5 protein-coding genes are annotated in these 14564 nt (G+C 63.6%); 1 reads left to right on the top strand and 4 read right to left on the bottom strand.

Annotated features, from left to right (window positions below; translation table 11 throughout):
• Nucleotides 1-179 precede the first annotated feature (179 nt).
• A complete protein-coding gene (locus tag YUU_RS0102715) occupies nt 180-1418 on the top strand; it encodes an FAD-dependent monooxygenase (RefSeq protein ID WP_027520968.1) in 1239 nt (412 codons plus the stop codon).
• On the opposite strand, the gene YUU_RS0102720 is transcribed toward YUU_RS0102715, so the two are convergent.
• From YUU_RS0102720 to rpoB, 4 genes are all read right to left on the bottom strand, one after another.
• On the bottom strand, nt 1346-3370 hold the full coding sequence (locus YUU_RS0102720) for an ABC transporter ATP-binding protein (protein WP_027520969.1): 2025 nt from the start codon (nt 3368-3370) through the stop codon (nt 1346-1348). The two genes, YUU_RS0102715 and YUU_RS0102720, sit on opposite strands and share 73 nt — an antisense overlap.
• Nucleotides 3371-3676: 306 nt before the next feature.
• Nucleotides 3677-5731: an FAD-dependent oxidoreductase gene (locus tag YUU_RS0102725; protein ID WP_027520970.1), complete on the bottom strand. Its 2055-nt coding sequence runs from the start codon at nt 5729-5731 to the stop codon at nt 3677-3679.
• 191 nt (nt 5732-5922) lie between these two features.
• Nucleotides 5923-10119 carry a DNA-directed RNA polymerase subunit beta' gene (gene rpoC / locus YUU_RS0102730; RefSeq protein ID WP_027520971.1) on the bottom strand — a complete coding sequence of 1399 codons (4197 nt, stop codon included), beginning with the start codon at nt 10117-10119 and terminating at the stop codon, nt 5923-5925.
• Nucleotides 10120-10249: 130 nt separating this feature from the next.
• Nucleotides 10250-14368 carry a DNA-directed RNA polymerase subunit beta gene (gene rpoB / locus YUU_RS0102735; protein ID WP_027520972.1) on the bottom strand — a complete coding sequence of 1373 codons (4119 nt, stop codon included), beginning with the start codon at nt 14366-14368 and terminating at the stop codon, nt 10250-10252.
• Nucleotides 14369-14564: the final 196 nt, after the last annotated feature.

Consider the following 14564-nt stretch of genomic DNA (forward strand, 5'->3'; position numbering starts at 1 on the left):
CGCGCTTAAAGAATTAGCTCGTTCGGCGCCCTCGCCGCTTCGCTGATTAGGTTCCCGCACCTCGTTCCGCCAGCCCCAAAGCTAATTTATACCCGGGCAAAATATACTTTTATGGCGCCCGCTAAGGTTTTCTTTCCTGTTCGTGCGGCAGGGTGCCGCACCGGAGCGGAGAAATACCGATGCGGTATATCGATATTGCGATCATCGGCGGGGGGATGGCCGGCTCCGCCGCCGCCGCAATGCTGGGTCGCGCCGGCGTCCAGGCCGTCCTCATCGACCCCCACACCGAGTATCCGCCCGACTTCCGGGTCGAGAAAATCAGCGGTGACGCCCAGCTCGAGCGATTCTGGCGGACCGGAATCGCAGAATCAGTGCTGCGCCGTGCCACGTTTTGCGGTGAGAACTGGATCGCGCGATTCGGCCGCCTGCTCGACAAGGCGCCGAGCCGGCAGTTCGGCTTCCGCTACGAGTCCTTCGTCAACGCGATCCGCGCGGAAATCCCCGAAACGATCGAGCAGGTCTGCGCCAAGGCGCTGTCGATCGCGACGAGCCCCGACCGGCAGAGGATCACGCTCTCCAATGACGAGGTCGTCTCCGCCCGCCTCGTCGTCCTCGCCAATGGCTTGAACGTCGGCCTGCGCCACCAGCTCGGCATCGAACGCGAGATCGTCAGCGCCTGCCATTCGATCTCGGTCGGATTCGACATCGTGCCGGTCGGGCGCACCTCGTTCGATTTTCCGGCAATGACGTATTTCTCCGAGCGGCCGAGCGACCGCATCCCCTACGTCTCACTGTTTCCGATCGGCACGCGGATGCGGGCAAACCTGTTCGTGTACCGCGCCTTCGACGATCCCTGGCTGCGCGATCTGCGGCAGGCACCGATCGCCACCCTGAACGCCGCCCTGCCGCGCCTGTCGCGCATCACCGGCGCTTTCGACATCGCAAGCGAGATCAGGATTCGTCCGGTTGATCTTTATGTGCACCGGGCCTGCCGCCAGGCCGGCATCGCGCTGGTTGGCGATGCCTTCGCGACCTCCTGCCCCGTCGCTGGCACCGGCGCCGACAAGGTGTTCACCGACGTCGAACGGCTCTGCGGGGTGCACATCCCGGCCTGGCTTGCGACCGAGGGCATGGATGAGGACAAGATAGCCGCCTTCTACGACGACCCGATCAAGCGGGCCTGCGATGCCTGGTCGGCGGCCAAGGCATTCGACTTCCGTGAAGTGTCGCTCGCAACGAGCCCCTACTGGACGGCGCAGCGCTGGGCGCGCTTCGTGGCCTGGTTTGCCCAAGGTGCGGTCCGGCGGGCAACGCGACTGATTGACCTCGAGCCGAACTTCCTCGGTCACTCCTCGTCGCCATCCTCCTCGTCGTCCTCGTCATCATCATCCTCGTCGCTGTCGTCGTCATCGACCTGAGCCGCGCCGCCATGCGGCTGGTGGATCTGGTCGTCCCACAGCTTGCGATAGGTGCCGTTCCTGGCGAGCAACTCGGCGTGCGAGCCGCGCTCGATGGCGCGGCCGCCTGAAATCACGATGATCTCGTCCATCTCGACGACCGAGGTCAGACGGTGAGTCGACCAGATCATGGTGCGGCCCTTGGCGACCTTCAGCAGCGTGCGGTTGATCGCAGCCTCGGTCGTCTGGTCGAGCGCCGAGGTCGCTTCGTCCAAGAGCAGCACGGATGGATTGCGGATGATCGCGCGCGCGATCGCGAGGCGCTGGCGCTGGCCGCCCGACAGCGTATCGCCGCGCTCGCCGACCGGCGTGTCGTATTTCTGCGGCAGACTCATGATGTAGCGGTGGATCTCGGCCTTCTTCGCAGCCTCGGCCACCTCCTCGTCGGTCGCGCCCTCCTTGCCGAGCCGGATGTTCTCGCGGATCGACATGTTGAACAGCATGTTCTCCTGGAATACCACCGCCATGCTCCGGCGCAGCGAATCCAGCGTCACTTTCCGCACATCGACGCCGTCGATGGTGACGCGGCCTTCGTCGGGCACGTAGAGGCGCAGGATCAGATTGAGCAGCGTGCTCTTGCCCGAGCCGCTGGGCCCGACGATCGCGATGCTCTTGCCGACCTTGAGCTTGAGGCTGAGATTGTCCAGCACCGGCGTCTGGCTGCCTTCGTACTGGAAGGTGACATGATCGAAGGTGATGTCGTTGGTGATGCGCGGCAGATCCGGCGCGCCGGGACGATCGGCGCCCCGCGTCGGCTCGTCCAGCAGTTCCTGGATATGACGCACGGCGGCGGCCGAGGAGATCGACACCGGAATGAAGTGCATCACATGGGCGATGTTGTAGGAGACCTCCCAGAACGCGCTCTCGAAGGTGACGAAGGTGCCGATGGTGATCTGCCCCTTGGTCGCAAGATAGGCGCCGATTGCGAGCACCACGAGGTGCAGCAGCAGGACCGAGATCGTGACCGTTCGTTCCACCATGGTCGAGAGGAATGCGGCCGAGGCGATCCGGTTGCGGGTCTCGTCGTTGCGGAAGGCGAAGAAGCCGAACATCTTGCGCTGGAGGCTGAACGCCTTGATCACGGCCTGCGCCGCCACGTTCTCCTGCACCATGCCGAGCAGCCCGCTTTCGTTGAGCTTCTGCTCGTAATTCGCCTGCACCGCCTTCGGGGTGAGGATGCGCGGCCCGATCAGCGTGATCGGAAACACCAGGAGCGCAACCACGGCGAGCTGCCAGTTCAGGAACAGCAACAGGATGATGCCGGCGATCAGCTCCATGAACGGCAGTGCGGCGCTGTTGACGAATGTCTTGACCGAGCCTTCGAAGGCCGAGAGGTCGACGGAGAAGCGCGACAGGATCTCGCCGCGCTTGGTGCGGCCGAAATAGGCGGCCGGCAGGTCCTGCACATGCTCGAACAGCCGCTTGCGCACGTCGGAGATGATGCAGGCCGCGAGCCGCGCGTCCCAGCGCTCGTACCAGACCGCGACGATCGAGGTGAAGATGCCGGCGACCGCGAGCACGCCGAGGATTTTGTAGAGCGCTTGAAAATCCTCCTCGCCGAGCGCGTCGTCGATCAGGAATTTCAGGCTGAGCGGCATGATGACGTTGAACAGCGTCTCGATCAGGACGCCGAACGACACGAAGGCCAGGATCCGCTTGTAGTTGGAGAGGTAGGGCTTGACGAAGCCCAAGATGGTCGCGAGCGCGCCGGCGGCTTCGCGCGCGGTAAAGACAACGAGATCCTCGTCCTCATCGTCATCGTCGAGGTCGAGCAGTTCGTCCTCGCCCTCCTCGTCGTCTTCATCGACAGCCGCGTCCGACTTGCCGGCAGGCGCGAGCTTGTCCTTCAGCTCACCCACGTCACCGGCGGTCGCGAGCTTGGGTTTGTCCGACGAGAGAGGCCTTTGCGCCATGAAACCAACCGATGCTGACGGCCGGCATGACCGCAGAAAAATCGAGGGGAATAGCGGGGACCCGCTATGCCGTCGATTCTATGCGATCAGAATGAATTCGGCAAAACAATTGGCAAATTCGTCTGTCCTGGTTCTTCCGCGTCACAAGCACTCCCTCCCTCATCCGGAGGAGCCCGCGCAGCGGGCGTCTCGAAGGATGGTTACGGGCGAGATACGGGCCTTCATGGTTCGCCCGGCGATGCGCAGCATCGTCCGGAGATGCGCGTTCCGCGCTCCTCACCATGAGGGGCCTGTAACACAACAAGACTAGTCGTCGTCCTCGACCTTGTCGAAGAAGGAATAGCGCAAGCTGTCGGCGTCAGCGTACCACTGCCCCGGCCCCTTGTTGGCGGCGAGCGTCGTCGCCCACAGCGCATCGGTGCAGTCGTTGCGATGCATCGACAGGTCGAACCCGTTGCCGAAGAACAATTCCGACCATTCCCACCAGGTACCGAGCTTCTTGACCCCGCGCAGGAGGTCGTAGCGGTCGATCAGGCCAGGCGCCATGTCGGAGGTGATCGAGCCGAACACGAGGCCCGTCTTGACCACGCGGTTCAATTCCCTGATCGCGCGGACGACCTGCTTCTCGGAGACGTGGCAGAGGCTGGTCTCGAACACGAAATCGAACGCGCCGTCCTTGAACGGCAGGTCCGCGATCGATCCGAGCTTGTTGTACTTCTTGAGCGCCTTCGGCGTCCTGGCGTGGATGGTGCGGTTGTTCTCGATGCCGAAGGCGTCGATCCCGCGCTCGCGCAGCGCGCCGACGAGTTCGCCGCTGGCAGAGCCGGCCACCAGCAGCTTGGCGCCCTTCGCCTTGCCCCAGACGATGCCGATGAGCTTCGTCAGATAGTCTGGGTCGGTGAACTGGCGCCACGCTTCGCCATAGGGGCCCCGACCGCGATAATTGTCGAAATAGTCGCGGTCGATCTTGTCGGACAGCGGTGTCTCGCTCTGGCTGCGCGCGCGGCGCAGGCGCATCATCTCGGTCAGGATGATGTCGGTCGCAGCGTCCGAGGAGTCGAGCAGACCGTTCAGCGTCGAATCGAACAGATAGTCGCCGACCACGACGATGCCGGGATGCTCCTTCGGTTCCGGCCGGTGATTGGTCATGACGTCGCGCACGGGCAAACCGCCCGGCAACGCGTTCACCGAAGACAGCCAGCGGTGGATCTTGCCCTCCATGAAATGCGCACGCGCATCGCCGAGCGCAGCCGGCAGCGATTTCAGCGCGGCGTCGATCAACTCCTGATCGGAGAGATTGGCAAAGGCCAGCGCATCGGAGCCCGGAATGAGCCAGTTCAACACGCCGTGCTTGCCGACGTCGTGGCGGGCGCCCTCATTGTAGACGCAGCAGCCGCCGAAGGCTTCGGACATGAACCAGGCGCCGGGGATCTTGTCGCCCCAGAACGGGGTATCGAACAGGATCGAGACGCGCAGGTAATGCGCGGGACGGTCGAAATAGGAGACGTGCTTGACCATCGACTTGCGGAGCTGCTCGCCTTCCCAGCCGAGCGTGGCGAGCCAGGAATGCGGCAGGCAGACCAGCACGAGGTCGAAGTCGCGCGTCTCCGGCCCCTTGCCGTTCATCATCTTGAGTTGGTAGCGCCCGGTCGGCGCCTTGCCGACGGCGAGCACGCGATGATTGAGCTGGATGTCGGCGTTGACCTCCGACTGGAGACACTCGACGAGCTGCTCGTTGCCGTTCTGGATGGAATAGAGGCCGATATAGCCGTCGATATCCATCAGGTAATTCTTGAGTGCGTTGAGGCCGTTGGTGTTGTGGCTCTCGGTCGCGATGTCGGAGCGCGCCATCACCTTGAAGAAGCGTTTTGCCGTTTCGTCCTCGACCTCCTCGTCGAGTACCTGTTCGGCGGTCTTGTAGGCCCAGGGGTTCTCGTTGTCGTGCGCGCCGACGCCTTCGTAATACTCGATCGGCGACATCGCCTCTGCGCAGCGCTCGCGGAACGCCTCGATCGCGGCCGCGGTCTTGGCGCCGTACTTGCGGCGCATGCCGGTCACGTCGTTCAGGAGTTCGCCGCCGAACTGGACCTGCTCGGCGTCCATCGGAATGGTCTGAAGCCCGAAATGCTGGATCAGTTCCCGCAATGGATCCGGGCCGGTCATCGAGTAATCGTAGATCTCGGCAACGCCCGCCTCGTACATCGCAGGCGCCGAATCGAATTTGCGCGTGACGATCTTGCCGCCGAGCCGATCGGAGGCCTCATAGATGGTGACGCGGCAGAGATCGCCGAGTTTGCGCTTCAGATACCAGGCGCTCATCAGCCCGCCGGGGCCGCCGCCTACGATTGCGAGGTCAAGCATGTCAGTTCCGTGGTCTCCGGCCGCCCCCCGTGTCGGGACCACCGGTCTAAGCTCTCTTAACAGAAGCGCTTTTTTGGCTGAAGGAAAGATGAACAAACGTCGTCCCTGCACCGCAGCAAGGAAACAAAGCAGCAAAAAGGCCGGCAAAAGCCGGCCTTTTCATTGTCACCAGTAATCGTACGGATGAACCATCATTCCGCAGGGGGCAGCGCCACCGGCTCCGCTTCCGGCGCCGGCGAGACGACCGAGGTCTGCTTCTCGCGCTCGTCGAGGATCAGCTTGTCGCGCTTCATGGCGACTTCGCGGATCTTGGCCATGGAGGCGCCGGTGCCCGCCGGGATCAGCCGGCCGACGATGACGTTCTCCTTGAGACCCTCGAGCGGGTCGACCTTGCCGTTGACCGCCGCCTCCGTGAGGACGCGGGTGGTCTCCTGGAACGAGGCCGCCGAGAAGAACGAGCGGGTCTGGAGGCTCGCCTTGGTGATGCCGAGCAGAACCGGCGTTCCCGTGGCGGGCTTCTTGCCCTCTTCCTTGGCCTTCTCGTTGAGCGCGTCGAACTCGATCTTGTCGACCTGCTCGCCGGAGATCATGTCGGTCTCGCCCTGATCGGTGACTTCCACCTTCTGGAGCATCTGACGGACAATCACCTCGATGTGCTTGTCGTTGATGAGCACGCCCTGGAGCCGGTAGACCTCCTGGATCTCGTTGACCAGATAGGCCGCGAGCTCCTCGATGCCCTTGACCGCCAGGATGTCGTGCGGCGCCGGGTTGCCTTCCACGATGAAGTCGCCCTTTTCGACGACGTCACCGTCCTGAAGGTGGATGTGCTTGCCCTTCGGGATCAGGTACTCGCGCGGCTCGTCGGTCTTGTCCATCGGCTCGATCGAGATGCGACGCTTGTTTTTGTAGTCGCGACCGAACCGAATGGTGCCCGCGATTTCGGCGATGATCGCCGCATCCTTCGGACGCCGTGCCTCGAACAGTTCCGCCACCCGCGGCAGACCGCCGGTAATGTCACGCGTCTTGGCACTTTCGGTCGAGACACGGGCGAGGATGTCGCCCGGCGCAACCTTGGCTCCGATATCGACCGAGAGAATGGCGTCGACCGACAGCATGTAGCGGGCATCGCCGCCACGGGCGAGCTTGAGCACCTTGCCGTCCTTGCCCTTGATCACGATGGCCGGACGCAGGTCCGAACCGCCGCGCGTCGAGCGCCAGTCGATGACCACACGCTTGGCGATACCGGTGGCCTCGTCCAGCGTTTCCGAGATCGACTGACCCTCGACCAGATCCTCGAAACCGATGGTGCCTTCCACCTCGGTGAGGAGCGGACGGGTGTAGGGATCCCACTCGACGATGCGCTGGCCGCGCTTGACGTTATCGCCCTCGTCGACGTGCAGACGCGAGCCGTACTGAATACGGTGCGTCGCACGCTCGGTGCCGTCGGCATCGACGATCGCCACCACCATGTTGCGGACCATTGCGATCAGGTGACCTTCGCTGTTGCGGGCGATGGCCTTGTTCCTGATCACGATCTTGCCGTCGAAGTTGGATTCGACGAACGACTGCTCGTTGAGCTGCGCCGCACCACCGATGTGGAAGGTGCGCATGGTGAGCTGGGTGCCCGGTTCACCGATCGACTGCGCCGCGATGACGCCGACCGCTTCGCCGTGGTTGACCGGCGTGCCGCGGGCGAGGTCGCGGCCGTAGCACTTGCCGCAGATGCCGTTGACGAGTTCGCAGGTCAGTGCCGAGCGGATCTTCACCTCCTGCACACCACCCTGCTGGATGGCATCCAGATGGCTCTCTTCCATCAGCGTACCGCGCTTGATGATCACCTTGCCCGAGCCGTCACGCACGTCTTCGCAGGCCACGCGGCCCAGGATGCGCGAGCCGAGCGAAGCCACCACCGTGCCGGCGTCGACGATGGCGCGCATCTTGATGCCGAGCTTGGTGCCGCAGTCGTCCTGCGTGATGATGCAGTCCTGCGCGACGTCGACCAGACGGCGGGTCAGGTAGCCGGAGTTCGCGGTCTTCAACGCGGTGTCCGCGAGGCCCTTGCGGGCGCCGTGGGTCGAGTTGAAGTACTCGAGCACCGAGAGGCCTTCCTTGAAGTTCGAGATGATCGGCGTCTCGATGATCTCGCCCGACGGCTTGGCCATCAGGCCGCGCATGCCGGCGAGCTGGCGCATCTGGGCCGGCGAACCACGCGCACCGGAGTGGGCCATCATGTAGATCGAGTTGATGTCAGCATCCGCTCCGCTGGCCGTCTTCTTGGTCGCGGAGATCTCCTTCATCATCGCCTTGGCGATTTCTTCGGTCGCCTTCGACCAGGCGTCGACGACCTTGTTGTACTTCTCGCCATGGGTGATCAGACCGTCATTGTACTGCTGCTCGAAATCCTTCGCCAGCGTACGGGTAGTGTCGACGATCTTCCACTTGCCGTGCGGCACGACCATGTCGTCCTTGCCGAACGAGATGCCGGCCTTGAACGCGTTGTAGAAGCCGAGCGCCATGATGCGGTCGCAGAAGATCACCGTCTCCTTCTGGCCGCAGTGGCGATAGACCTGGTCGATGACGCCGGAGATCTCGCGCTTGGTCATCAGCTTGTTGATGATGTCGTACGAGATCTTCGAGCTCTTCGGCAGCACGTTGCCGAGCATGATGCGGCCGGGCGTGGTCTCGATCCAGCGGCGGGCCGGCTTGCCGTCCTCGCCGATGCCTTCCCACCGGTACTTGATCTTGGTGTGGAGGTGGATGACCTTCGAATGCAGCGCGTGCTCGAGCTCGGCCATCTCGCCGAACACCTTGCCCTCGCCGGGCATGCCTTCGCGCAGGATCGAGAGGTAATAGAGACCGAGCACGATATCCTGCGACGGCACGATGATCGGCTGGCCGTTCGCCGGATGCAGGATGTTGTTGGTCGACATCATCAGGACGCGCGCTTCGAGCTGCGCTTCCAGCGACAGCGGAACGTGCACGGCCATCTGGTCGCCGTCGAAGTCGGCGTTGAACGCGGCGCAGACCAGCGGGTGGAGCTGGATCGCCTTACCCTCGATCAGCACGGGCTCGAACGCCTGAATGCCGAGGCGGTGCAGCGTCGGCGCGCGGTTGAGCAGCACCGGATGCTCGCGGATCACCTCGTCCAGGATGTCCCAGACCTCGGGCCGCTCCTTCTCGACCAGCTTCTTCGCCTGCTTGACGGTGGTGGACAGGCCCTTGGCGTCAAGCCGCGAATAGATGAACGGCTTGAACAGCTCGAGCGCCATCTTCTTCGGCAGACCGCACTGATGCAGGCGCAGCTCGGGACCGACCACGATCACCGAACGGCCCGAATAGTCGACGCGCTTGCCGAGCAGGTTCTGGCGGAAGCGGCCCTGCTTGCCCTTGAGCATGTCGGCGAGCGACTTCAGCGGACGCTTGTTGGCGCCGGTGATGACGCGGCCGCGGCGGCCGTTGTCGAACAGCGCGTCGACGGCCTCCTGAAGCATGCGCTTTTCGTTGCGGATGATGATGTCAGGCGCGCGCAGCTCCATCAGCCGCTTCAGGCGGTTGTTGCGGTTGATGACGCGGCGGTAGAGGTCGTTGAGGTCCGAGGTCGCGAAGCGGCCGCCGTCGAGCGGCACCAGCGGGCGCAGGTCCGGTGGGATCACCGGAACGACCGTGAGGATCATCCATTCCGGCTTGTTGCCGGAGTGACGGAACGCTTCGACGATCTTCAGGCGCTTGGCGAGCTTCTTGTGCTTGATGTCGGAGTCGGTCTCGGCCATCTCGGCACGCAAGCTGACCTCGAGCTTCTCGAGCTCCATCCCCTTGAGCAGCTCGCGGATCGCCTCGGCGCCGATCATGGCGGTGAAGGAGTCCTGGCCGTACTCGTCCTGCGCCTTCAGATACTCGTCTTCCGACAGCAGCTGACGGTCCTTCAGGGCGGTGAGGCCGGGTTCCAGCACGACGTAATATTCGAAGTAGAGGATCCGCTCGAGATCCTTCAGCGTCATGTCGAGCAGGAGGCCGATGCGCGAGGGCAGCGACTTCAGGAACCAGATGTGGGCGACGGGCGCGGCGAGCTCGATGTGGCCCATGCGCTCGCGCCGGACGCGCGACAGCGTGACCTCGACCGAGCACTTCTCGCAGATGATGCCCTTGTACTTCATGCGCTTGTACTTGCCGCACAAGCACTCGTAATCCTTGATCGGCCCGAAGATGCGCGCGCAGAACAGGCCGTCGCGCTCGGGCTTGAAGGTCCGGTAGTTGATGGTCTCCGGCTTCTTGATCTCGCCGTAGGACCAGGACAGAATCTTCTCTGGAGACGCGATCGAGATCCGGATCTGGTCGAAGACCTGAGCCGGCGTCGTCGGGTTAAAAAGATTCATAATCTCTTGGTTCATCGTCTTCTCCTCGCGTGCCGGTCGAGGCCGGCAGCAAATTCGAAAATCTCAATTCGCGGAGCGCCCTGCCCTCACCGCGCGGGACAAGACGCCGATGCCCGGCCTTTTCGGCCGGGCATGAAGAGTCGCGTTACTCGGCCGCCTCGGAGGTCGGCGCCGGTCCCATCTTGGAATTGTGCAGGTCGACGTTGAGGCCGAGCGAGCGCATTTCTTTGACCAGGACGTTGAAGGACTCCGGAATACCGGCCTCGAACGTGTCGTCGCCGCGCACGATCGCCTCGTACACCTTGGTACGGCCGGCGACGTCGTCCGACTTCACGGTCAGCATTTCCTGGAGCGTGTAGGCCGCGCCGTAAGCTTCGAGCGCCCACACCTCCATTTCGCCGAAACGCTGGCCGCCGAACTGCGCCTTGCCGCCCAGCGGCTGCTGGGTGACGAGCGAGTACGGACCGATCGAACGCGCGTGGATCTTGTCGTCGACGAGGTGGTGCAGCTTGAGCATGTAAATGTAGCCCACCGTCACCTTGCGATCGAAGGGATCGCCGGTACGGCCGTCATAGACGGTCGACTGGCCCGAAGCGTCCAGACCGGCGAGCTTCAGCATCTCCTCGATGTCGGCTTCCTTGGCACCGTCGAACACCGGCGTCGCGATCGGCACGCCGTGGCTCAGGTTGCGGCCGAGTTCGATCAGCTCATTGTCGTTGAGCGTCTTGATCGTCTCGTCCTCGCCGTAGATCTTCTTCAGCGTCTCCTTCAGCGGCTTCATGTCCTGCTTCGACAGATAGGCATCGACCGTCTGGCCAATGCGCTTGCCGAGGCCGGCGCAAGCCCAGCCGAGATGCGTCTCGAGGATCTGCCCGACGTTCATGCGCGAGGGCACGCCGAGCGGATTGAGCACGATGTCGGCATGGGTGCCGTCCTCGAGGAACGGCATGTCCTCGATCGGCACGATCTTCGACACCACGCCCTTGTTGCCGTGGCGGCCGGCCATCTTGTCGCCGGGCTGGATCTTGCGCTTCACCGCGACGAAGACCTTGACCATCTTCATCACGCCGGGCGGCAGCTCGTCGCCGCGCTGCAGCTTCTCGACCTTGTCGAGGAAGCGCTGTTCAAGCCCCTTCTTCGACTCGTCGTACTGCTTCCGCATGGCCTCGATCTCGGCCATCAGCTTGTCGTTGGGCGAGGCGAACAGCCACCACTGCGACTTCGGATACTCCTCGAGCACCGCACGGGTGATCTTGGTGTCCTTCTTGAAGCCCTTGGGGCCCGCGATGCCCTGCCGTCCTTCGAGAAGGTCGGCGAGACGGCTGTAGACGTTGCGGTCGAGGATCGCCTGCTCGTCGTCACGGTCCTTGGCGAGACGCTCGATCTCTTCCCGCTCGATCGCCAGCGCACGCTCGTCCTTGTCGACGCCGTGGCGGTTGAACACGCGCACTTCCACGATCGTGCCCTGCACGCCCGGGGGCACGCGGAGCGAGGTATCGCGGACGTCGGAGGCCTTCTCGCCGAAGATGGCGCGCAGAAGCTTTTCCTCCGGCGTCATCGGGCTCTCGCCCTTCGGAGTGATCTTGCCGACCAGGATGTCGCCGGCGCGCACTTCCGCGCCGATGTAGACGATACCGGCTTCGTCGAGGTTCTTCAGCGCTTCTTCCGAGACGTTCGGAATGTCGCGGGTGATTTCCTCAGGTCCGAGCTTGGTGTCGCGGGCCATCACCTCGAACTCCTCGATGTGGATCGAGGTGAAGACGTCGTCCTTCACGATCCGCTCGGAGAGCAGGATCGAGTCTTCGAAGTTGTAGCCGTTCCACGGCATGAACGCGACCAGCACGTTGCGGCCCAGCGCGAGCTCGCCGAGATCGGTCGACGGACCGTCGGCGATGATGTCGCCCTTCTTGACGATGTCGCCGACCTTCACCAGCGGACGCTGGTTGATGCAGGTCGACTGGTTGGAGCGCTGGTACTTCATCAGACGGTAGATATCGACGCCCGACTTGGTCGGATCGAGATCTTCCGTCGCGCGGATGACGACGCGGGTCGCGTCGATCTGGTCAATCACGCCCGAGCGGCGCGCCGCGATCGCAGCACCCGAGTCACGCGCAACCACGCCTTCCATGCCGGTGCCGACGAACGGCGCCTCGGCACGAACCAGCGGCACCGCCTGGCGCTGCATGTTCGAGCCCATCAGCGCGCGGTTGGCGTCGTCGTTCTCGAGGAACGGGATCAGGGCAGCTGCGACCGAAACGAGCTGCTTCGGCGACACGTCCATGTAGTCGACCTTGTCCGGCGTCACCGGCAGAACTTCGCCGGCGTGACGGCAGACCACGAGGTCCTCGGTGAAGCGGCCCTTGGCGTCGAGCGGCACGTTGGCCTGCGCGACGGTGTAGCGACCCTCCTCCATCGCCGAGAGGTATACCACCTCGTCGGTGACACGGCCGTCCTTCACCTTGCGATAAGGCGTCTCGACGAAGCCGTACTTGTTCACGCGCGCGAAGGTCGCGAGCGAGTTGATCAGGCCGATGTTCGGACCTTCCGGCGTCTCGATCGGGCAGATGCGGCCGTAGTGCGTCGGATGCACGTCGCGCACCTCGAAGCCGGCGCGCTCGCGGGTCAGACCGCCCGGTCCAAGCGCCGAGAGACGGCGCTTGTGGGTGATCTCCGACAGCGGGTTGGTCTGGTCCATGAACTGCGAGAGCTGCGAGGAGCCGAAGAACTCGCGCACGGCGGCGGCCGCCGGCTTGGCGTTAATCAGGTCCTGCGGCATGACCGTGTCGATGTCGACCGAGGACATGCGCTCCTTGATCGCGCGCTCCATGCGGAGCAGACCGATGCGGTACTGGTTCTCCATGAGCTCGCCGACCGAGCGCACACGGCGGTTGCCGAGGTGGTCGATGTCGTCGATCTCGCCCTTGCCGTCGCGCAGGTCCACCAGCGTCTTGATGACGGAGAGGATGTCTTCCTTGCGCAGCGTGCGCTGGGTGTCGGGCGCATCGAGGTCGAGGCGCATGTTCATCTTGACGCGGCCGACCGCCGAGAGGTCGTAACGCTCGGCGTCGAAGAACAGCGACTGGAACATGGCCTGCGCCGATTCCAGCGTCGGCGGCTCGCCCGGACGCATCACGCGGTAGATGTCGAACAGCGCGTCCTCGCGCGTCATGTTCTTGTCGGCCGAGAGCGTGTTGCGGATGTAGGCACCGACATTGACGTGGTCGATGTCGAGCAGCGGCAGCTCCTTGTAGCCGTGCTCGTTGAGGGCCTTCATCAGCTTGTCGGTGATTTCCTCACCGGCCTCCGCATGGATCTCGCCGGTCTTCGGATTGACGAGGTCCTCGGCGACGTAGTTGCCGACCAGCTCCTCATCGGCCATGCGCAGCGCCTTCAGCCCCTTCTCCTGGAGCTGGCGGGCGGCGCGCACGGTGAGCTTCTTGCCCGCCTCGAGCACGACCTTGCCGGTGTCGGCGTCGATCAGGTCCGAGGTCGTGGAATAGCCGCGGAAACGGTTGGCGTCGAACGGAACGCGCCAGCCTTCCTTGGTCCGCTTGTAGAGGATGCGCTTGTAGAAGGTGTTGAGGATCTCCTCGCCGTCGAGTCCGAGCGCGAACATCAGCGACGTCACCGGAATCTTGCGGCGACGGTCGATACGCGCATAGACGATGTCCTTGGCGTCGAACTCGATGTCGAGCCAGGAGCCGCGATACGGGATCACGCGGGCGGCGAACAGCAGCTTGCCCGAGGAGTGGGTCTTGCCCTTGTCGTGATCGAAGAACACGCCGGGCGAACGATGCATCTGGGAGACGATGACGCGCTCGGTGCCGTTGACAATGAAGGTGCCGTTCATCGTCATGAGCGGGATGTCGCCCATGTAGACGTCCTGCTCCTTGATGTCCTTGACCGACTTCGCGCCGGTTTCCTCGTCGATATCGAACACGATGAGTCGCAGCGTCACCTTGAGGGGCGCAGCGAAGGTCATGCCGCGCTGGCGGCACTCGTCGACGTCGTATTTCGGCGGCTCGAACTCGTAGCGAACGAATTCGAGCATCGAGGTGCCGGAGAAGTCCGAGATCGGGAACACCGAGCGGAACACCGCCTGCAAGCCCTCATCCGGCCGCCCGCCCGTGGGTTCGTCGACCATCAGGAACTGGTCATAGGACGCCTTCTGAACCTCGATGAGGTTCGGCATCTCGGCGACTTCCTTGATGTGTCCGAAAAACTTGCGAACGCGTTTGCGACCGGTGAATGTCTGCTGCGCCATCGTGGCCTCTCATTTCGGCGCCCGCTCTGGGCGCGCCTTCCGGGACACGGCTGCCACCGCTCCCCGGGTTGAATTTTTCGAACCCGTTTTGAGGATCGGAAACCCAATCTCGGACCGTCAAAGTCCTGAACCGTTCTTCAGATCTTCAAAACGCAAAACGACGCGCGGGGCGCAAAGGCGCACCCGCCCGTCACAA

Source organism: Bradyrhizobium sp. Ec3.3, from assembly GCF_000472925.1.
Lineage (GTDB): Bacteria > Pseudomonadota > Alphaproteobacteria > Rhizobiales > Xanthobacteraceae > Bradyrhizobium.

Excerpts from the sequence above, each read along its gene's own strand:
- YUU_RS0102715 (WP_027520968.1), top strand. The coding sequence starts at position 180 with ATGCGGTATATCGATATTGCGATCATCGGCGGGGGGATGGCCGGCTCC.
- YUU_RS0102720 (WP_027520969.1), bottom strand. The coding sequence starts at position 3,370 with ATGGCGCAAAGGCCTCTCTCGTCGGACAAACCCAAGCTCGCGACCGCC.
- YUU_RS0102725 (WP_027520970.1), bottom strand. The coding sequence starts at position 5,731 with ATGCTTGACCTCGCAATCGTAGGCGGCGGCCCCGGCGGGCTGATGAGC.
- rpoC (WP_027520971.1), bottom strand. The coding sequence starts at position 10,119 with ATGAACCAAGAGATTATGAATCTTTTTAACCCGACGACGCCGGCTCAG.
- rpoB (WP_027520972.1), bottom strand. The coding sequence starts at position 14,368 with ATGGCGCAGCAGACATTCACCGGTCGCAAACGCGTTCGCAAGTTTTTC.